This is a genomic window from Halomonas sp. C22 (genome assembly GCF_007655045.1).
Lineage (GTDB): Bacteria > Pseudomonadota > Gammaproteobacteria > Pseudomonadales > Halomonadaceae > Vreelandella > Vreelandella hamiltonii.
In genome coordinates this window covers 24,540-45,372 of the sequence record NZ_VBVC01000007.1, presented here as the reverse complement: position 1 = coordinate 45,372, position 20,833 = coordinate 24,540, and the positions used below count along the sequence as shown (strand labels likewise).

13 protein-coding genes and 2 pseudogenes are annotated in these 20,833 nt (G+C 61.8%); 1 reads left to right on the top strand and 14 read right to left on the bottom strand.

From position 1 onward, the window contains the following. Positions 1 to 29: 29 nt before the first annotated feature. The 8 genes from FEU76_RS13575 to FEU76_RS13540 form a co-directional block, all read right to left on the bottom strand. On the bottom strand, positions 30 to 1,412 hold the full coding sequence (locus FEU76_RS13575; protein ID WP_144983707.1) for an L-serine ammonia-lyase: 1,383 nt from the start codon (positions 1,410 to 1,412) through the stop codon (positions 30 to 32). Between the two features lie 13 nt (positions 1,413 to 1,425). Continuing rightward, on the bottom strand, positions 1,426 to 2,292 hold the full coding sequence (purU, locus tag FEU76_RS13570; protein WP_144983704.1) for a formyltetrahydrofolate deformylase: 867 nt from the start codon (positions 2,290 to 2,292) through the stop codon (positions 1,426 to 1,428). 62 nt (positions 2,293 to 2,354) lie between these two features. Then, complete coding sequence (locus FEU76_RS13565) at positions 2,355 to 2,987, bottom strand: sarcosine oxidase subunit gamma (RefSeq protein WP_144983700.1); 633 nt, start codon at positions 2,985 to 2,987, stop codon at positions 2,355 to 2,357. Continuing rightward, entirely contained in the window at positions 2,980 to 6,039 is a 3,060-nt protein-coding gene (locus FEU76_RS13560; RefSeq protein WP_144983697.1) for a sarcosine oxidase subunit alpha family protein, read from the bottom strand. The genes FEU76_RS13565 and FEU76_RS13560 overlap by 8 nt, the downstream gene beginning before the upstream one ends. Further along, positions 6,036 to 6,377 (bottom strand): sarcosine oxidase subunit delta, encoded by a 342-nt coding sequence (locus FEU76_RS13555; RefSeq protein ID WP_144983694.1) that lies wholly within the window; start codon positions 6,375 to 6,377, stop codon positions 6,036 to 6,038. The genes FEU76_RS13560 and FEU76_RS13555 overlap by 4 nt, the downstream gene beginning before the upstream one ends. A gap of 40 nt (positions 6,378 to 6,417) precedes the next feature. Continuing rightward, positions 6,418 to 7,668, bottom strand: a complete 1,251-nt coding sequence (locus FEU76_RS13550) for a sarcosine oxidase subunit beta family protein (RefSeq protein WP_144983691.1) — start codon at positions 7,666 to 7,668, stop codon at positions 6,418 to 6,420. A 12-nt stretch (positions 7,669 to 7,680) separates the two neighbouring features. Beyond that, positions 7,681 to 8,994, bottom strand: coding sequence for a serine hydroxymethyltransferase (gene glyA / locus FEU76_RS13545; protein ID WP_144983687.1), 1,314 nt, complete (start codon positions 8,992 to 8,994; stop codon positions 7,681 to 7,683). Positions 8,995 to 9,268: 274 nt separating this feature from the next. Then, on the bottom strand, positions 9,269 to 10,375 hold the full coding sequence (locus FEU76_RS13540) for a hybrid-cluster NAD(P)-dependent oxidoreductase (protein WP_144983684.1): 1,107 nt from the start codon (positions 10,373 to 10,375) through the stop codon (positions 9,269 to 9,271). A 361-nt stretch (positions 10,376 to 10,736) separates the two neighbouring features. On the opposite strand from FEU76_RS13540, the pseudogene FEU76_RS13535 reads away from it, so the two are divergent. After that, a pseudogene (locus FEU76_RS13535) lies at positions 10,737 to 12,023 on the top strand (aromatic ring-hydroxylating oxygenase subunit alpha). Between the two features lie 77 nt (positions 12,024 to 12,100). On the opposite strand, the gene fdhF reads toward FEU76_RS13535, so the two are convergent. The 6 genes and pseudogenes from fdhF to FEU76_RS13505 all read right to left on the bottom strand — a co-directional run bounded on the left by fdhF (position 12,101) and on the right by FEU76_RS13505 (position 20,816). Then, positions 12,101 to 14,968, bottom strand: a complete 2,868-nt coding sequence (fdhF, locus tag FEU76_RS13530; RefSeq protein WP_144983681.1) for a formate dehydrogenase subunit alpha — start codon at positions 14,966 to 14,968, stop codon at positions 12,101 to 12,103. Between the two features lie 11 nt (positions 14,969 to 14,979). Further along, positions 14,980 to 16,698 (bottom strand): NADH-ubiquinone oxidoreductase-F iron-sulfur binding region domain-containing protein, encoded by a 1,719-nt coding sequence (locus FEU76_RS13525; protein ID WP_144983678.1) that lies wholly within the window; start codon positions 16,696 to 16,698, stop codon positions 14,980 to 14,982. A 157-nt stretch (positions 16,699 to 16,855) separates the two neighbouring features. Further along, a pseudogene (locus FEU76_RS13520) lies at positions 16,856 to 17,047 on the bottom strand (formaldehyde dehydrogenase, glutathione-independent); the annotation flags it as partial. 91 nt (positions 17,048 to 17,138) lie between these two features. Next, on the bottom strand, positions 17,139 to 17,504 hold the full coding sequence (locus tag FEU76_RS13515; RefSeq protein ID WP_052196451.1) for an AtuA-related protein: 366 nt from the start codon (positions 17,502 to 17,504) through the stop codon (positions 17,139 to 17,141). Next, positions 17,491 to 18,915, bottom strand: coding sequence for an acyclic terpene utilization AtuA family protein (locus tag FEU76_RS13510; RefSeq protein ID WP_144983675.1), 1,425 nt, complete (start codon positions 18,913 to 18,915; stop codon positions 17,491 to 17,493). Before FEU76_RS13510 ends, FEU76_RS13515 begins: the two co-directional genes overlap by 14 nt. Continuing rightward, positions 18,915 to 20,816, bottom strand: coding sequence for a TRAP transporter permease (locus tag FEU76_RS13505; protein ID WP_144983672.1), 1,902 nt, complete (start codon positions 20,814 to 20,816; stop codon positions 18,915 to 18,917). The genes FEU76_RS13510 and FEU76_RS13505 overlap by 1 nt, the downstream gene beginning before the upstream one ends. Positions 20,817 to 20,833 lie beyond the last annotated feature (17 nt).

Sequence of the window (20,833 nt, the reverse complement as noted above, 5' to 3'; positions counted from 1 at the left end):
ACGCCAGCGCTTTTTTACCGGGCAGAGCGTCAACACTCGATGGCGTTCACCGCCAACCCGCCCTTGGACGTTTCCTTGTACTTGTCCAGCATGTCCTTGCCGGTGTCGCGCATGGTACGAATCACCTTGTCCAGCGAGATGAAGTGCGTGCCATCCCCCCGCAAGGCCATCTGCGCGGCATTGATGGCCTTGACCGTGGCAATGGCATTGCGCTCGATGCAAGGGACCTGCACCAACCCTCCCACCGGATCACAGGTCAACCCCAGGTTGTGTTCCAGACCAATTTCCGCGGCATGTTCCACCTGCTCGGGGGAGCCGCCCATGACATCGGCCAGGCCAGCGGCGGCCATGGCACACGCCGAGCCCACCTCGCCCTGGCAGCCCACCTCGGCCCCGGAAATGGAGGCGTTTTTCTTGCACAGGATGCCAATGGCGCCTGCCGCCAGCAGAAAGTCCACCACCTGCTTCTCGCAGGCACCGGGCTGGAACTTCATGTAATAGTGCAAGACCGCCGGGATGATGCCCGCCGCGCCGTTGGTGGGTGCCGTCACCATGCGCCCGCCTGCGGCGTTCTCTTCGTTGACGGCCAAGGCAAAAATATTCACCCACTCCATGGCGGAAAACGTCGAGGCGATCAGACAGCTATTCTGTTCCGCCACCTGCAGGCGCTGGTACAGCAGCTTGGCCCTGCGTTTGACGTTGAGCCCGCCCGGCAATATGCCTTCGTGGGTCAGCCCGTTGTCGATGCATTCGCACATGACCTGCCAGATACGCCACAGTTCATGTCTGATCTCGTCTTCTGTGCGCCAGACTTTTTCGTTTTCCAGCATGAGCTGGCTGACGCTCAGCCGCTCTCGTTTGCAGAGCGCCAGCAGCTCGTCGGCGGTGTCGAAGTTGTAAGGAAGGGGCGTTCCGTCCAGCTCGTCCAGCGGCATGTCCACCTGGGCCTGCTCGACGACGAAACCACCGCCCACCGAGTAATAGGTGTTGTCGTGGACGCGCTCCCCCTGGTGGGTGAAGGCGGCCAGGGTCATGGCATTGGGGTGGTGCGGCAGGCTCTCCTCGTGGAAAACGATGTCGTTGGCCCAATCGAAGACGATCTCTTTCTGCCGCCCCAGGGTAAGCACCCCCGTTGCCTTGAGGTGCGCAATGGCTGGCCCTATCGTTCGGGGGTCGATGCGGTCGGGCCGCTCCCCCAAAAGCCCCATGATGATCGCGTGGTCGGTGGCATGGCCCACGCCAGTGGCCGACAGCGAACCGTATAGATGTACCTCAAGGCGCTCCACGGCATGCAGCAGACCGTTTTCCTGCAAGGCGCTCACATACTTGAAGGCAGCCTGCATGGGCCCTACGGTATGCGAGCTGGAAGGCCCTACTCCAATCTTGAAAAGGTCAAAGACACTGATAGGCATGATGTCACTCGCATCAGTTGGCGAACACGACCGTACGACCTGCGTAAAAGAACACGCGGCGTTCCAGATGATGGCTAATGGCTCTTGCCAGGGTCAGGCACTCGATATCCCGCCCTTTCGCCACCAGATCCTCGGGGTAATGGGTATGGTCGACGGGTTCCACTCCCTGGGCGATGATCGGCCCTTCATCCAGGTCGTTGTTGATATAGTGGGCCGTGGCACCCACAAGTTTGACCCCCTTCTCGTAAGCCTGGTGATACGGTTTGGCGCCTTTGAAGCCTGGCAGCAGCGAGTGGTGAATATTGATGGCTCGGCCAGCCAACAGCTCACACATGGAGGGTGAAAGCACCTGCATGTATCGGGCCAGCACCACCAGTTCAGCGTTGGTTTCCGCGATGATGTCGCGTATCTGCGCTTCCTGCTGCTGTTTCGTCTCGGGCGTGATCGGCAGATAGTGATAGGGCAAACCATGCCAGGTGGCCAACGGCTCCAGGTCAGGATGGTTCGACACTACCGCTTTGATATCCAGCGGCAGCTGACCCGTACGATACCGATAGAGAAGGTCGTTCAAGCAGTGATCGGCTTTGGAGACGAGAATCACCGCCCCGGTACGCTTGCCCGGCGCCGTCAATTCGAACTGCATATCGAACTCACTGGCCCGCGCTGAAAAATCGCGCTGGAAGTTCGCTTCATGAAAGACATCCCGCTCCGGGCGAAACTCGGCCCGTATGAAAAAACGGCCGCCCAGTCGATCGTCAAACGAGTTGAGTTCCGTAATATAGCACTGCTGCTCTTTCAAAAAGCGGGTCACCACATCCACGGTGCCCAAACGGCTGGGGCATTGGGCGGCAAGAATCCAGGTATCACTCATTCGGCTCATGGCACATATATCTCTCATCGCGGCAGATGATGGCGGCCGAAACAGGGGTTCGGCCTGCCTGCTTATCGTTCTACGTTGACGCCATACTCTGCGGCGGCATCCAGCAACCAGCGATAGCAGTAGTCGGCAAAGCTGCGCCGTACCACCAACTCCCAGCAGGCATCGCTGGGGCGGCGCAGGATGGTCGTTGCCTTGGCAAAGACGGTAGTAACGCCCTTACCCACCGGAAAATGGCTGGGGTGCACATCGTAAACGACCGTTTTCATCAGCAGTTCACGGGCCGCATCGCCAGAAATCTCCAGCACCGTCTGCCCACCACTGACATCGCTGATGGCGTAATGGGCATCCCCCAGCCGTTCACGCAGCGCCATCTCCAAGGGAAACTCCTCCCCTCCGGGGACGATCACCAGCCACTCATCCGGAGAAAGCCACTGAATGGAGCGCTCGCCGCTGTCGTCCTGCACCAGCGTTTGCGGCTGGCCTGGCAGGTTGAGCCCCAGCACCTCACGTACGGCTTCGTCGAGTACGATGGCCCCACCGCGCAAAATCAGATGCCCCAGCATGGCCCGCTCGCGCAGTTTGAGGCGGTAAGACTGACCGCCAGGCGCTCCACTGCGTCGGTAGCTGTACGCCAAGGGCGACGCTACCGGGATAGCGGAATCGGTACGGGTATCGAAAGTGGCCGCGTTAGACATTCTGGCGCTCTCCCTTGGGATCGTAGAAAACAGTGCTGACAATCTCGGCTTCATGGGTTTGGCCATCGGCCATGGGCAAGTAGACCGTTTCACCCATTTTCTTGTGTCCACCCTTGACCACTGCCAGGGCAAACCCGGCATTCAAAGTGGGGCTGTAGTAGCTGGAGGTGACATGCCCCACCATGGGCATGGGGATCGCATGCTGGGGGTCCAGCACGATCTGGGCGCCCTCTTCCAGCACCACTGAGGGGTCTTTCGGCCTGAGCCCTACCAGCTGCTTGCGGTCCTCACGCCGGGTATCGCTGCGCGTCAGAGCCCGCTTGCCAATCCACGAGAAGGGCTTGTCATAGCCAACGCACCACTGCATCCCTAAGTCTTCCGGGGTCACGGAGCCATCGGTTTCCTGGCCCACGATGATAAAGCCCTTTTCGGCGCGCAGAACGTGCATGGTCTCGGTGCCATAGGGCGTCAAACCGTACTTCTCACCATGCTTGAACAGCGCCTGCCAGACATGCATGGCATAGTTGGCCTGAACGTTGATCTCGAAGGTCAGCTCGCCGGTGAAGGAGATGCGAAAGACCCGCGCAGGCACCCCCGCCACCGTCCCGGCGCGCCACTCCATGAACTTGAAGTCATCGCGGTCCAGGTCGATATCGGTGATTTCGGAAAGCAGCTTGCGCGACTCCGGCCCGGTGATGGTCATCGTGGCCCAGTGGTCGGTCACCGAGGTAAAGTAGACATCCAACTCGGGCCACTCGGTCTGATACCATAGCTCCAACCACTCCAGGATCGCAGCAGCGCCACCGGTCGTGGTGGTCATCAGGAAGTGGTTCTCGGCCAGGCAGCTGACCCCATCGTCGGTGACCATGCCGTCGTCCTTGCACATCAGCCCGTAGCGGCACTTGCCCACTGCCAGCTTTTCCCACTTGTTGGTATACACCCGCGCGAGGAATTCACGTGCGTCCGGCCCCTGGATATCGATCTTGCCCAGGGTCGAGGCATCGAGAATCCCGACCTTTTCACGCACCGCCAGACACTCACGCGCCACGGCCTCCGCCATACTCTCGCGTTTGCCATTGACGGCCCCTGCGCGTTCTTGTGGGTAGTACCAGGGACGCTTCCACTGGCCGACATCTTCGAACTCGGCGCCGCGCTCCACGTGCCACTGATGCAGCGCGGTGTAGCGCTCGGGGTCGAACAGGTCACGACAGTGGCGACCGACGATGGCACCGAAGGTAACCGGCGTGTAGTTGGGACGGAAGACGGTGGTGCCCACCTCGGGAATGGAGCGCCCCAGACAGCGGGCCGCAATCGCCATCCCGTTGATGTTGCCCAGCTTGCCCTGATCGGTACCAAAGCCCATGGCGGTGTAGCGCTTGACGTGCTCGATGGACTCGAAGCCCTCCTGAGTCGCCAGCTCGATGCCTGCCGCCGTCACATCGTTCTGCAAGTCCACGAACTGCTTGGGGGCCCGCAGCGTGGATTTCTCATGGGGTACCTGAAAGAGCGCCACCGACGGCCCCTGCTTGATCGGCTCAACGCTGGGAATATTCACCGGCTGGGTGTCATACCCAAGCGCCGCCGCGGCCTTGATCCCCGCCTCGACACCGTTGCCAAGGACATCCCCCAAGGCATAGACCCCCTGGGCACCGCCGCAGGCTTGCACGCCCTTCACCAGATTCGGCACAAAACCGAGGATATCGTCACGCCAGGTAGGCCGTGCGCCGGTGTGGGACGCCAGGTGAATGACCGGGCTGTACCCCCCCGAGCTGGCGATGGTATCGCAGGCCAGTTCCTGAACCGGCCCACTGACCCGGAAAGCGTCGATATCGATGCTGGCAACGCGCGCCGCCTTGACCCGCTGACTGCCCTTCGCCTCGATCACGGCACTGCCGGTGATGATCTGGATACCCTGTGCACGGGCAGCATCGACCCAGTCGCCTGCTGGCGCTTTACGAGCATCCACGATCGCCACAACCTCGCAGCCGGCTTCCTTCCAGTCCAGCGCTGCTCGATAGCCGACGTCGTTGCTGGTGGAGAGCACCAGGCGACGGCCGGGCACCACACCATAGCGGCGGATGTAAGTCGACACGGCACCGGCCAGCAGGTTACCCGGCACGTCGTTGCCTGCGTACACCAAAGGCCGCTCGTGGGCACCCGTGGCGAGAATGACCTGACCCGCGCGCACGCGGTGCATGCGGGAACGCACCGGCCGATGCCCCTGGACCACTGGCGCGGTGTCTCCCAGATGTTCGGTGCGCCGCTCGTGCAGCGTCACGAAGTGATGATCGTGGTAACCGTTTGCCGTGGTGCGTGGCAACAGAGTGACGTTGTCGCACCCGGCCAGCTCATCCAGCACCTGCGCCGCCCACTGATCGGCAGGCTTGCCATTCAGTGTTTCACGGCTTTCCAGCAACGAGCCGCCCATTTCCTCCTGCTCGTCGGCCACGATCACGCGTGCACCGCTGCGTGCCGCCGCCAGCGCTGCCGACAGGCCCGCAGGCCCCGCGCCCACCACCAGCACGTCACAATGCTGGTTGATGTGGTCGTAGCTATCTGGGTCGTTTTCCATGGGGCTACGCCCCAGGCCCGCTGCTTTACGAATATATTTCTCGTAGGTCAGCCACATCGAGGCGGGCGCCATGAACGTCTTGTAGTAGAAGCCTGGCGGCATGAACTGGCCGCCAAGCTTGCCTACCAGCCCCATCAGGTCACGCTGAACATTGGGCCAGCCATTGGTACTGCGCGCCGTCAAACCTTCGAACAGCGCCTGCTGGGTGGCGCGCACGTTGGGGACCTGGGCCGCTTCGCTGGCGCCCAGCTGCACGATGGCATTGGGCTCTTCGGCCCCCGCCGCCACGATACCCCGCGGGCGCGAGTACTTGAAGCTACGGTTGACGATATCCACACCGTTGGCCAGCAGGGCCGAGGCCAGCGTATCGCCGGAATAGCCTTGATAAGCCTGGCCGTTGAACGTGAAATTCAGCGAGCGGGAGAGATCGATACGCCCGCCAATATCAAGGCGGTAAACTTGCTGCCTGGACTGACTCATGCCCGCACTCCTTCCTGATGGCTGACCGCAGAGGCCTCGCGCGCCTGCTTTTGACGATCGGACGTGATCGACGGGCGCTTGCCCATTTTGTACGTTTCGAGAATTTCGTAGCTCACCGTGTGCCGCGTCACGTTGAAGAATTTTCGGCAGCCCACCGCGTGAACCCACATTTCATGGTGGACGCCGCGCGGGTTGTCCCGAAAGAAGAGGTAGTCGCCCCACTCTTCGTCGCTACACGCCTCGGGGTCCTTGGGACGCTCGATATGCGCCTGCCCCTTGGGGTGAAACTCTTCTTCTTCACGATGCTCGCCACAATAAGGGCAGTAGATATAGAACATGCGACTTCTCCTCTCTTGCAAACCCCGGCTTTTGCAAATTTTAGTGAGCGACACCGGCAGCGCCGTGTTCGTCGATCAGCGCACCGCTGTGGAAGCGGAACATGGAGAACGGCTCAGCGATGGGGTGCATTTCACCCTTGGCCAGGCTGGCCGCAAACACATGGCCCGACCCGGGCGTCGCCTTGAACCCGCCCGTTCCCCAGCCGCAGTTGAAGTACAGACCCTTCACGGGGGTTTTGGAGATGATCGGGCAGGCATCCGGGCAGGTATCGACAATGCCGCCCCACTGCCGATTCATGCGCACCCGAGAGAAGATCGGGAACATCTCCACGATCGCTTGCAGGGTGTGCTCCACGGTGGGGTAGCTGCCACGCTGCCCATAACCGTTATAGCCATCGATGCCCGCGCCAATCACCAGATCGCCTTTGTCGGACTGGCTGACGTAGCCGTGCACATGATTGGACATCACCACGGTATCGAGTATCGGTTTGATGGGTTCGGAAACCAGCGCCTGGAGAGGGTGGGACTCCAGCGGCAAATTGAAGCCTGCCATCCTGGCCAGCACGCTGGAGTTGCCGGCCGCCACACAGCCCACGGTCTTGGCCTCGATATCGCCCCGGTTGGTGTGCACACCGTAGATGCGGCCATCGCGGATCTTGAAACCGGTGACTTCGGTCTGCTGCAGAATATCCACGCCATGGGCATCGGCACCGCGAGCATAGCCCCAGGCCACCGCATCGTGGCGGGCCACCCCAGCACGCGGCTGCCAGGAGGCGCCCATGACCGGATAGCGAGCGTTCCTGGAGCAGTCCATGATCGGCACCAGCGCCTGCACCCCTTTGGCATCCAGCACTTCGCCATCGATGCCGTTCAGACGATTGGCATTCACCCGGCGCTGGATATCGCGCATGTCCTGCAGGGTATGCCCCAGGTTAAGAACGCCCCGCTGTGAAAACATGACGTTGTAGTTGAGGTCCTGAGAGAGCCCCTCCCATAGTTTCATGGCATGTTCGTAAAGGGCCGCCGCTTCATCCCACAGGTAGTTGGAGCGTACGATGGTGGTGTTGCGAGCCGTATTGCCCCCGCCCAGCCACCCTTTTTCGATGACCGCCACGTTCTTGACGCCAAACTCCTTGGCCAGATAGTAGGCCGTGGCCAGACCATGCCCACCACCACCGACGATGATCACGTCGTACTGCTTCTTGGGCGTGGGATTCCGCCATTGGCGCTCCCAATTCTCGTGGTGGCTAAGCGCATGCTTGACCAGGCCGAAGCCGGAATAACGTTGCATAGAAGCCTCCTGTCAAGCCATGGATTCGGCGGTTTCGGCGACGGCCGTGGCGTAGACCGGATGACGCGCGCACACCTCGTATACGTGGGCACGCACCTGGCGTTCGATGGACGCGGTATCCGCGCCAGCGGCCAGCTCATCGAGAATGTCGCATATCCAACCGGCGAGTTCGCCGCACTCCTGGGCATCGAACCCGCGGGTAGTGACCGCTGGCGTGCCAATCCGTAAGCCAGAGGTCACGAAGGGGCTTTGCGGGTCGTTGGGTACCGTATTCTTGTTGACCGTGATGTGCGCACGACCAAGCGCGGCATCCGCATCCTTGCCGGTAATCTCCTGGCGAATCAGCGATACCAGGAAGAGATGGTCGTCGGTACCGCCAGACACGACATCGTAGCCACGCTCGACGAAGACGCTGGCCATCGCTCTGGCGTTATCGATCACCTGCTGCTGATAGCGCACGAACTCCTGGTTCATGGCTTCCTTGAACGCCACTGCCTTGGCCGCAATCACGTGCATCAACGGCCCGCCCTGCTGGCCCGGAAAGACCGCGCCATTGAGCTTTTTGTAGAGCGCCTCGTCGCCATGGGCGGAGAGGATCAAACCACCGCGAGGACCGCGCAGCGTTTTATGGGTCGTGGTGGTCACCACATGGGCAAAGGGAATCGGACTGGGATAGAGCCCTGCCGCCACCAGCCCTGCCACGTGGGCCATATCGACCATCAGATACGCCCCTACTTCATCGGCGATATCGCGAAAACGCCGCCAATCCACGACACGGGAGTACGCGGAGAACCCCGCAATGATCATTTTCGGGCGATGCTCCCGCGCCAGGCGCTCGACTTCTTCGTAGTCGATCTCGCCGGTGTCCGGCTTCAGGCCGTACTGCACCGCGTGATAGTGCTTGCCCGAGAAGTTGGGCGCCGCGCCATGGGTCAAGTGCCCACCGTGGGCCAGGCTCATCCCCAGCACGGTATCGCCGGGCGACACCAGCGCCATGAACACCGCCGCATTCGCCTGGGCACCCGAGTGCGGCTGCACGTTGGCATAGTTGGCGCTGAACAGGTCGCAGGCGCGCTCGATGGCCAGCGCCTCCACCTTGTCGACGAACTCACACCCACCGTAATAGCGACGCCCCGGATAGCCCTCGGCATATTTGTTGGTGAGCTGCGAACCCTGCGCCTCCATGACGAGCTTGCTGGTGTAGTTTTCGGAGGCGATCAGCTCGATGTGTGCTTCCTGGCGGGCCGTCTCTTCGGCAATGGCTTCCGCCAGCAGCGAGTCGTAGCTGGCCAAACGTGCGCGGGGGGAAAAATTATTCTGAAGCATTACCGCCTCCTCATTGGTCACTCGTTATTCAGTGCGGGGCTGACTGTCCGATGCCGATAAGTCCGGGTTGCGGTCAACCAAGGTCCCTATCAGCGTGTTGTTACCGCGATACTAGCGTTGGTCATCCAGCCCAGGATGCTTGCCGACGTCACCAGGGGATGCATTTGCGACATCGTCGGCATCGCTGATTCAGACCCCGCTATAACGACAAACGCCCTGAACGGGCGACGGCCGTTCAGGGCGCTGGAAGGCTGATGAAGCGCGACGTGTCGCGTTAGAAATCCACGACCAGATTGCCTTTCGGGCGACTACAGCACGACAGGATATAGCCCTCTTCGACGTCCTCTTCGGTAATCCCGCCGTTATGCTCCATCTCTACCTCGCCCGACTTGAGCGGCACGCGGCAGGTACCGCAGATTCCCATCCCACACGCCTTGGGGATATGCAGACCCAGCTTGGCTGCCGCAGAATGAACCGTTTCGCCCGGCTGAATCCGCACGCTTTTCCCGGATGAGGCAAACTCTATGCTGAACAGCTCACTGACCTCGACATCTTCGGCCTCTGCCTCGGCCTGCTCGGCCAGCTCAAGAACATCTTCACGTACCTCAACTGGCGTCGCACCAAACGACTCCTCATGGTAGTGATCCATGTTGAAGTTGTTGGCCCGCAGAATATTTTTGATGGCGTTCATGTAGGGGGTCGGGCCACAGCAAAAAATCTCCCGCTCCATGAAGTCCGGCACGATCAGCTCGAACAGCGGCTGGGTCAGATAGCCTCGATACCCCGCCCACGCCTCACCGATGTCTTCCTTGCTCTCGCAAATGATATGCAACTTGAACTCAGGAATACGCGAGAACATATGCACCAGCTCACGGTGATAAATCACATCGCGGGGGGCACGGGCACTATGCACGAACTCGACATCGACACTGGCATTGGTGTCAAAAAACCAGCGCGTCATGGACATTAAGGGCGTGATCCCTACCCCACCCGAGAGAAACAGCACCTTTTCCGCCGGGAAGTCGATGGAATTGAAATTGCCCACCGGGCCATGCACGACGAGCTCGTCGCCCACCTTGAGATTGGCGTGCAACCAATTGGATACCTTGCCTCCCGGCACCTGTTTGACGGTGATGGAAAAGCTGTACGGGATCGAGGGAGAGCTGGAAATGGTATACGAGCGCATGACGGGCTGGTGATCAATTTCCAGCTCCAGGGTCACGAACTGACCGGGCTTGAAGAAGAACAGCACGGGCTGCTCGGCCATGAAACAGAACGTGCGCACATCCTGAGTTTCCTGGATGACTTTGACACAACGCACCTGGTGACGGCCGTTGGTCCAGGTCTGGGTCGTGACCGGATTGAAGTAGTTGGTTGTCATTGTCGCCTCTGCCTGACCAGCCTTCGTCGCTATGCATCACCGAACCGTATCTGCCATACGGCCAGCACCGTTGGAATGCATTTTGGGGACGCCCCTGCCCACCGACTTACCTGACAGCGACGCACACTTGTCTCACACCACGCCTTATCGTTTAGAAAGTGCTGTTTTAGTCGCCACGACGCCATCTGATGTCGCGGCCAGACAACTGGACGCCAGTTGCCTGCAACACAATCTGCCGAGAAGACAGACCACCTTTGAATGAAGCGCCAGGTTACGCACGACAACGACAAGATAAACAACTTTGACTAATGGCCGGCTCACAGCTCTCGAAAGAGAGAAGGTGACGTACGAGGATACTGGTATGGAAAAACGTGTTTCTATGATGCTGGACGACCCACTGGCCGCCGCGCGTGAGTCAACGGCCCACATGCTGCAAACCAGGAAGCCTACCTTTTCGCTTCCACAGCCGTTTTACAACGATGCGCGCCTGTTCGCCCTCGATATGCAGGAAATTTTCGAAAAAGAGTGGCTGTTTGCCGGCATGACCTGTGAGATTCCTGCCAAGGGCAATTTCATGACTCTGGAGGTTGGTGACAACCCCATCGTCATCGTGCGGGGAGATGCGGGCACCATTCACGCGTTTCATAACGTCTGCCGCCACCGTGGTTCGCGGCTTTGCGTCAAGGACAAAGGCAAGGTGGCCAAGCTGGTTTGCCCGTATCACCAGTGGACCTACGAGCTGGATGGCCGTTTGCTGTTTGCCGGTAGCGAAATGGGCAGCGATTTCGACCTCAACCAATTTGGCCTGAAGCCGGTCAGTGTGTGTACTGCCGGTGGTTTCCTATTCATCAATCTGAGCGATGAGCCGCCCGCCATCGACGATTTTCTGGAAACCCTGGAGCACTACCTTGCGCCCTACCAGATGGACAACGTCAAGGTTGCCGTGGAGTCCAGTATCGTCGAGCAGGCCAACTGGAAGCTGGTGATCGAGAACAACCGTGAATGCTACCACTGCAACGGCTCGCACCCGGAGCTGTTGAACTCGTTGCAAGAGTTCGATGATACCGACGACCCCCGTGCCACGCCCGCCTACAAAGCGCTGGTGGCACGCAAGCAGGCCGATTGGGACCAAGAACAGGTGCCGTATCAGTTGAAACGATTTGGCAAGCGTAATCGCCTGACGCGCACCCCCTTGCTGGATGGCATCGTCTCCATGACCATGGACGGCAAGCCCGGCTGCAAGAAGTTGATGGGCCGCTAGACCAGCCCCGACATGGGCTCGCTGCGTATCCTGCACCTGCCCAATTCGTGGAACCACTTCATGGGCGATCACGCCGTGGTCTTCCGCGTCCTGCCGCTTGGCCCACAGCAAACCGTAGTCACCACCAAATGGCTGGTGCACAAGGATGCGGTCGAAGGCGTGGACTACGACCCCGAACAGCTGCGCCGGGTGTGGGACGCGACCAATGATCAGGATCGCCAACTCGCCGAAGAGAATCAGCGCGGTATCAACTCAAAGGCTTACCAGCCAGGCCCCTACTCCGAAACCTACGAGTTCGGCGTCATCGACTTTATCAACTGGTACGCTGCGCGCATGCTGGAAAACTCAGGCTACGACAGGCCTTCGCTACAGCTTGCCCAAGGCTAACGCCGCCACCGAGACACAGTAACGCTATCAAACGACCTGGCCCGCTTATGCGGGCCAGGTGCGTTGCAGGATAACCTTTACAGGGCTGGCATCGCCTCCTCAGCGCCAACGCTGCGGCTCAAGCGGCATGCGGCATACTTGAACTCCGGAATCTTGCCGTAGGGGTCCAGCGCCGGATTGGTCAGCAGGTTGGCCGCCGCCTCTCCATAGCAGAAAGGCACGAAGACCATGCCTTCCGGCATGCCCGGGTCCACCCTCGCCTTGAGGGTAATGGCGCCTCGTCGCGTGGTGATCGTCAGCTCATCCCCCGGTGCCAACCCAAGGCGCACGAGTTCGGCGGGGGCCAGGCTCGCCACGGCTTCCGGCTCCAGATCATCGAGTACTTTGGCCCGGCGGGTCATGGAACCGGTATGCCAGTGCTCCAACTGACGCCCGGTGGTCAGTACCGTTGGATACTCGGCGTCGACCGGTTCATCGGGCGGGATGGGGCGCGTGGGCGAGAATTTGGCTTTACCGCTCGGCGTCGGGAAAGCCTCGCTGAACACCACGTCTTGCCCAGGGGCATCCTCTGCTGCACAGGGGTAGGTCACCGACTCCTCACGCTCCAGGCGTTCCCAGGAGATATGGTTCAACGAGGCCATGCCTTGTTTCATTTCGGCGAAGACATCCCGTGGGTGCAGGTAATCCCAGCCCAGCCCGAAGCGCTTGGCAATCTCCTGGATGATCCACCAATCCGGTTTCGCCTGCCCCGGCAACGGCAGGGCCGCACGGCCCAGCTGCACCTGGCGATTGGTATTGGTGACGGTACCGTTTTTCTCGGGCCAGGCGGAGGCTGGCAGAATGACATCCGCGAACTGGGCAGTCTCGGTGACGAACAGATCCTGCACCACCAGATGCTCCAGCGTGGCCAGCGCTGCCCGGGCGTGGGCCAGATCCGGGTCGGACATGGCCGGGTTTTCGCCCTGGATGTACATGCCGCGAATGGTGCCCGCGGTGATGGCATCCATGATCTCCACCACGGTGAGCCCTGGCGTCGGATCCAGCGGAATATTCCACAGCTCCTCGAAGGCACTGCGTACCTGGGCATCGCTGACCGGCTGATAGTCCGGCATCACCATGGGTATCAGCCCCGCATCCGACGCGCCCTGAACGTTGTTCTGACCACGCAGCGGGTGCAGGCCGGTGCCCGGCCGCCCGGTTTGTCCGCAGGCCAGTGCCAGCGAGATCAGGCAACGGGCGTTATCGGTGCCGTGGGTATGCTGGGAGATACCCATGCCCCAGAAGATCATCGCCCGCTCGGCGGTGGCATAAAGCCTCGCCACCTCGCGAATGGTATCGGGCTCGACCCCACACAGGCCGCTCATCGCTTCGGGCGTCATGTCTATGGTGTGGGTCTTCAGCGCTTCGAACCCTTCGGTATGGTCGGCGATGTAAGCCGTATCGTAGAGCTCTTCGGTGATGATCACATTGAGCATGGCGTTAAACAGCGCCACATCGGCCCCCGGCGCAAATCGCACGCTCAAATGAGCATAGGCGTCCAGCGCCTGCCCGCGGGGGTCGAGAATCAGAATTTTGGTGCCGCGCTTGGCGGCCTGTTTGAAGAAGGTCGCGGCGACAGGGTGATTCACCGACGGATTGCAGCCAGTCAGAATCACCACGTCGGCCTGGCTTGCCTGCATGAAGGACGCGGTGACCGACCCCGAGCCAATACACTCCATGAGCGCCGCCACCGAGCTGGCGTGGCACAGGCGTGTACAGTGATCCACATGGTTGGAACCAAACCCGGTGCGCACCAGCTTCTGGAATAGCCACGCTTCTTCGTTGGAGCACTTGGCACTGCCAAAGCCCGCCAGGGCATTGGGGCCATGGGCCTGCTTGAGGCGGACGAGCCCGCTGGCCGCCACATCCAGCGCTTCTTCCCAGCTTGCCTCGCGGAAATGAGTCAAGGGGTGGGCCGGGTCGAAGTCCGGGTCGATACCTTTGACCACGCCCTGGCGACGAATCAACGGAGTGGTCAACCGAGAGGGGTGGCGCGGGTAGTCGTAGCCGAAGCGACCTTTGACACACAGCCGGTTTTCATTGGAGGGGCCGCCGCGGCCTTCCACGTAAAGGATCTCGTCATCCTTGATGTGGTAGGTGAGCTGGCAGCCTACGCCGCAGTAGGGGCACACCGAATCGACCTTGCGGTCAGCCGCAGACGAGTCACCTCGCCCTTCGGCATCCACCACCGTGGCAGGCATCAGCGCCCCTGTGGGGCAGGCCTGCACGCACTCGCCGCAGGCCACACAGGTGCTCTCGCCCATGGGATCGTCGAAGTCGAACACGATTTTGGACGCTGCCCCCCTGTGCGCCAACCCAATCACATCGTTGACCTGCACCTCGCGACAGGCGCGCACACACAAGTTGCACTCGATGCAGGCGTCCAGGTTGACGCGCATGGCCGAGTGGCTGGCGTCCTGCGCCAGGCTTTGCGCCCGAGGCGTGACATGGTGCACGGTGGTGGCCTGACGTTCGTCGCGGCGGGGCAGTGTGCGGCGCACCTCGGTGGCGTCGATGGCCAGCTGGTCGGCCATGGCCCAGAAGTGGCTGGCGCGGTCCGGACTCTGGTCGCGCTCAGGCTGATCCACCAGCAGCATTTCCATGACCATCTTGCGCGCCGACTGTGCCCGCGGGGAGCTTACGCTCTTGACCACCATGCCAGGCGCTGCCTGACGTAAACAGCTGGCCGCCAGGGTACGCTCGCCCTCGACTTCCACCATACAGGCGCGGCAGTTGCCATCGGCACGATAACCGCTGGCATCCTTGAAACACAGGTGCGGTATGGTGTCACCGGCACGTTTGGCCACCTGCCACAGCGTTTCACCGGGGTAAGCGTTCACCTCCACGCCATCCAGCGTCAGGCTGAAAGATTCGTTCGAGCCGAGGGTCGGGTCTTGTTCGTTCATGGTCGTCTCCCTTATCCCTTGACGATGATGTGCTGGGCAGCCAGTTCGCTGCGAAAATTCTTGAGCAAGCCCAGCACCGGGTTCGGTGCCGCCTGGCCAAGCCCGCAAATGGAAGCATCTATCATCACTTGGGAAAGCTGCGTCATCAGCCCGGCGTCCCATTCATTGCGCTCGAGCAGTGTCAGCATTTTTTCCGTGCCTACCCGGCAAGGGGTACATTGGCCGCAGGACTCGTCAGCAAAGAAAGCCAGCAGATTGGTGGCCACCCCACGCAGGTCGTCCTGATCGGAAAGCACGATCACCGCAGCGGAGCCGATAAAGCAGCCGTGCTCCTGAAGCGTATCGAAATCGAGGGGAATGTCGGCCTTGGCGGCGGGCAGAATGCCGCCCGAGGCGCCACCGGGCAGATAGGCGGCCAGGCGATGTCCTTCCGCCATGCCGCCGCAGTACTCGTCAACCAGTTCGCTGAGCGTGATGCCCGCAGGCGCCAGATATACGCCCGGGCGTTTGACCCGGCCCGAGACCGAGAAACTGCGCAGCCCCACGCGGCCATGGCGCCCCTGGCTGGCGAACGCCTCGGCGCCGCGCTGCCAGATCGAGGGAATCCAGTAAACGGTCTCGACGTTGTTGACCAGCGTCGGGCGGCCAAAGAGCCCTTGCTGAGCAACGAAAGGCGGCCGGTGGCGGGGTTTGCCCGGCTTGCCTTCCAGCGACTCGATCATCGCCGACTCTTCGCCGCAGATGTAAGCCCCTGCGCCGCGCCGTAGCACGATGTAGCCAGGCGCCACCAGGCCCGCAGCTTCCAGCTCGCCAATCGCCTCGCGCAGGACGCCGTGCAGGGCCGGGTACTCATCGCGCAAATAGATATACAGCGCCTCGGCCTCCACCGCCCAGGCACTGACCAGGGCACCTTCGAGAAACTGATGGGGCGAGCGCTCCAGGTAGTAGCGGTCCTTGAAGGTGCCGGGCTCGCCCTCGTCGGCGTTGATAGCGCAGTACCGGGGGCCAGCCTCCTGGCGCACGAACGTCCACTTCTTGAAGGTGGGAAAGCCCGCCCCGCCCAGGCCGCGCAAATTGGCCTGCTGCATGGCCTCCATCAGCGCTTCCACTGCGACGTTGCCATCGCGACACTCCTGGAGCAGGGCCATGCCGCCCTCACGACGGTACGCCTCCAGCCGCTGCCACTCCACGGGCGCAGGATGGAAATGTGCCGCTGCGATCACGGACTCGATACGCGCTTGAGTGGCAAACGCCACGTGGTGGTGCCCGACTTCCACCACCGGCGCCGTGTCGCAGCGCCCCATGCAGGGCGCGCGAAGCACCCGCACCTGGTCGATCGGCGTGTTGGCCTCCAGCTGCGCCTTGAGCGCTTCGGCCCCCGCCAGTTGGCAGGTCAAGGAGTCACATACACGAATGGTCACCGCCGGCGGCGGCGACTGGTCATCATGGATGACATCGAAGTGTGCGTAGAACGTGGCGGTCTCGTAAACGGCCGCCATGGGCAGGTTCATGTAGGCCGCCAGGGCACGCAAGTCCGCCAGCAGCAGATGCCCCCGACGATCCTGCAGCACATGAAGGTGTTCGATCAGCAGGTCGCGGCGGCGTAGCGACGCGTCCTGGCGTTCGTCGCCCAACAGCTCACGCAACTCGTCGAGCAGTTGAGGTTCGAGCTCACGGCCACGGGGTTTGGCGCGGAAACGGCGCTTGGAGGTCACGGTCTGGACGGTCATGGCTTACTCGTTATTGTCTGGATCGGCTATACCCAAATGAGCAAGGACGGCCCCCGCAGGGTGCCGTCCAGGGTCGTGCTCTGTGTTGACATACTCGGTGTTGACGTACTCTCTATCTAGTTGCTGGCGCTCCTCGAAACGCGCGGGGCGCTGCGGCTCAGGCAGCCACGCTACCATGGGGGTCGATGACGAATTTCTTGGCCGCCCCGCCATCGAAGTCAGCGTAACCCTGAGGGGCCTGGTCGAGGCTAATCATTTGCACGTTCACCGCGTCGGCGATCTTGACCTTGCCAAACAGAATAGCCTGCATCAGGGGGCGATGATACTTCATCACCGGACACTGGCCGGTTGTCGGGTCCCGTAAGATTCATTCAAGATTGTCAGCAGGGTATGACGACGCTAAGCCACGTCTTGCTCCCCCGCGACGACACCGCCCATGACTAAGCAGAGCGCGACAGCGTCACCTCCATGCCCAACAGCAGGAAGGAGAGCGTTTTGCCATGCCCATCCAGGTTGAGGGCACCGTTGACACCGCCTTGCAACACGTCGTCGATGACAAAATTCATGCCCGACAAGGTAGGCAGCGGGTAGCGCTTCACCCGGCTTGCCCCACGGTGTGCGAAAAGCGCCAATACCCGCGCTTCCGTGACCTGTTCCAGCAAGGCTGAATAGTCCTGAGGATCATAGGCGAACAGCGCAATGTTCAAGCGCTCCCCCTTGTCGCCCGCCCGCGCATGAGCGACGCGATGCAGCGCCTGGGTAACACGGGTGTCCGCGCTCGTCGCGGCTTGCTCAGCGTACAGCATGTTGATCACCTCCGGCTTTTCGAGAACACGCAGGTTCCGGGCGGGCAACGGGCTCGAATATCGTGGCCCGTGGTTCGACGTCACTACGCTTGACCAGATAGGACGCGGTGAACACACGCCGCTGAAACTGGCGTCGCACGCCTCCCCCGCCTGCAGGGCCAGCGCAATAGAGTGCCAGCAGCTCCTGGGTCGCCCTTGCCACCCAGCGGCGCTCGCCGTGCTCGGCGGCCAGCCTCAGGCGGTAGTCTCCTTGCGTCGACTCCGACATCGTGCGCTGCAGCTCGCCACTATCGCTGTCGAACACGCTGGCCAGGCCAATGATGTCCAGGCGAAAGCGAAGGTCTGCGGGGGCTCTGAAAGAGAGCCGCTCGCGCAGTACCTGAGCGGCCAGCTGTGTCCGGGCCAGCGCGTTGGGTCCGGCATAGGAAATTTCCGCTTCGCCCTGCCAACCGCCGTCGTAGCACACGGTGGTCTTCAGTCGTTCCGGGGCAGGCTTGCCGCGTATGCCCGTCACCGCGATGCAGTTGGGTGCCAGCTCCTCGATCTCCACCGCCGACAAATCCACCGTGACATCCGGCGTCAGGTAGTTGGCAGGGTCGTGCACTTCATAAAGCAGCTGCTCCTTGACCGTCTGAACCGTTACACAGCCGCCGGTGCCGGTGGGCTTGGTGATCACCAGCCGCCCATCCTGCTCGACTTCGATGATCGGATAGCCCACCGTCGCGAGCCCCGGCACGTTCTTGAAGCCTGGGTCGGCAAAGTACCCGCCGCTGACTTGTGCCCCGCACTCCGCCAGGTGCCCTGCCATCATGCCGCAAGCCAACCGGTCCCAGTCGTCCCAGCGCCACTGGAAGTGGTGCACCAAAGGTGCCAGGAAAAGTGCCGGGTCGGCCACGCGCCCGGTGACCACCACATCCGCCCCCAGCGCCAGCGCCTCCGTCAGAGCCGCCGCCCCCAGATAGACATTGGCCGAAATCAGCGCTTCGTGGCCCGGCACTTCCAGCCGCTCGGCTTCCCAGCGCTGAAGGTCGAGCTGGTACAGACGCTGACGAATATCGTCACCCTGCACCTGGGCGATACGCGCATGCGCACAGCCGTGCCTGGCGGCCAGCTCGGCCACGAGCTGGCACGCCCCTGCCGGGTTGGCTGCGCCAAAGTTGCCCAATACCTTGATACCGTGGGCCAGGCAGTCACTGAGTATCGGCTCCAGCAGCTCTTCGAGCAGCGGTTCGAAGCCGCTGGCGGGCTCTTCACGCATGGCGCGGTGGGCGGCCGCCAGGGTACGTTCGCCCAGGGTCTCGAATACCAGCGCACAGGGCTGCTGACGTTTGATCAACTCGGCCACGACCGCCTCGGCGGCATCGGTTCGGTCGCCGGAGAACCCGGCTCCACTTCCTAGTAAAAAGCTCATCAATGAGTCTCCCTGGCTGGCAAGCCGCGGTCAGAATGCTCGTCGGGCGCTGACAGCAGGTAATGACGACGACGCAAAAACAGGCCCACCACCATGCCCAGCGCCAGCAGCGTGGTCAGCCACCCCGGCGTCAGGGCGAGGCCTATCACGACCAATAACGCTGCAACGTCCAGTATCCGCCAGCCCGTCATGGCTACCCGGGACATGAGCGCCGCGAATGCCACCACGAAGACCACGCCTTGGCAACTGGCCAGAGCGATGTCCAAGGCACTGCCGAACCCGGCGAGCGCGGGGTAAATCAGCAGCAGGAACGGGATGACGTAGATAGCCGCCGCCAGGCGCACCGACTCCATCGCCGCGGGCAGCCAATTGGTGCCCGCAATGCCCGAGGCCACGAAGACAGCGATACAGACAGGCGGTGTAATGACGGAGAGCGTGGCGAAATAGAACACGAACAAGTGCGCAATCAACGGCTCGACCCCGATGGCCGTCAGGGCCGGTGCCAGTACCGAAGCCACCAGCACGTAAGCGGCCGTCGTGGGAATCCCCATGCCCAGAATCAGGCAGACACCGCCCACGATGAAGGCCACCAGGAACAGAGACTCGCCACCCACGGTCACGATCAGGCTGGCCAGCGTTACTCCAATGCCGGTCATGCCAATCATGGCGACCAGAATCTGGGCGCCCGCCAACAGTACGCCAATGATGACCATTCCCTTGCCGGCATCCACCAGTCCAGCCAGCAGCTTGCCGACGATCTCCCTGAGCGGCACCCGCGCGATCAGCGAAAAAGGCACAAAGGTGAGCACGGTCATCAGAATGCCGTAGAACGCCGACATCTGAATGGAGCGACCGCTCAGCACGCCGTAGAACAGCCCGCCCAACGCTGCCAGAATGGGAATGATACGCTCTGGCCGCATCACCTCGGACCAGCCAGGCAGCTCGTCTTCCGGCACCACTTGCAGCTGGCGACGCTTCGCGACCAGATGAATGGTGATGAAGACTCCCAGGTAAAACAGGATGGCAGGCAGCAGCGCCGCCAGCGCGATACGCAGGTAACTTTCGCCGAGGATTTCCGCCATGATGAAGGCCGCTGCCCCCAGGATGGGCGGAGCGATCTGCCCGCCCGTCGAGGCCACGGCTTCCACCCCTGCCGCAAAGGGTCGGGGGTAGTTCAAGCGCTTCATCATCGGGATGGTGAAGTTGCCGGTCGTGGCCACGTTGGCGACGGCACTGCCGCTGACCATGCCGAACAGCCCCGACGCGACCGTAGCCACCTTGGCAGCCCCACCGGGCGAGCGCCCGCTGATGCGCAGTGCCAAGTCCATGAAGGTATTGCCGCCGCCGGTATGCAGCAGCAGGCAACCAAACAGCACAAAGGCAGCAATGGTCGTCGCCGCCACCCCCACCAGCATCCCCCAGACGCCCAAGTCCCCCAGGTAGATGGTTTCGGTCATGTAGAAGAGGTCGAAACCACGATGTCCAAGGGGCCCGGGAATCGCAGCACCCAGCCAGGCATAAGCAAGCCCTGCCACGATCAATAGCGGGAAGATGATCCCGATCGCTCTACGAGAGAGCTCCAGAATCGCCACCAGCAGCAGTGCCGTGAACAGCATATCTCGCGGGGTGGCCCAGGGCAGTTCGACCAGTATCGACTCGTGGTTCAACGCCACGTAGCCACAGGCAAGCACCACCCCGATGCCCAGCACCATGTCGATGGCCGCCCCCATGGGCCGCCAACGGGTGCCCGCCCCGAGGGGGTAGACCGCCAGGCCGAGCAGGATGACCAGCGCGAGGAAAATGCTTCGCTGAATCAAGCTTTCGAAAGGCCCCGTGGCCGAGGTGTAAAGGATAAGACCACCCAACAGCAGGGCCAGGCTTTTGGCAAAGAACTCGCGCATGATCATCGTCTCCGCAC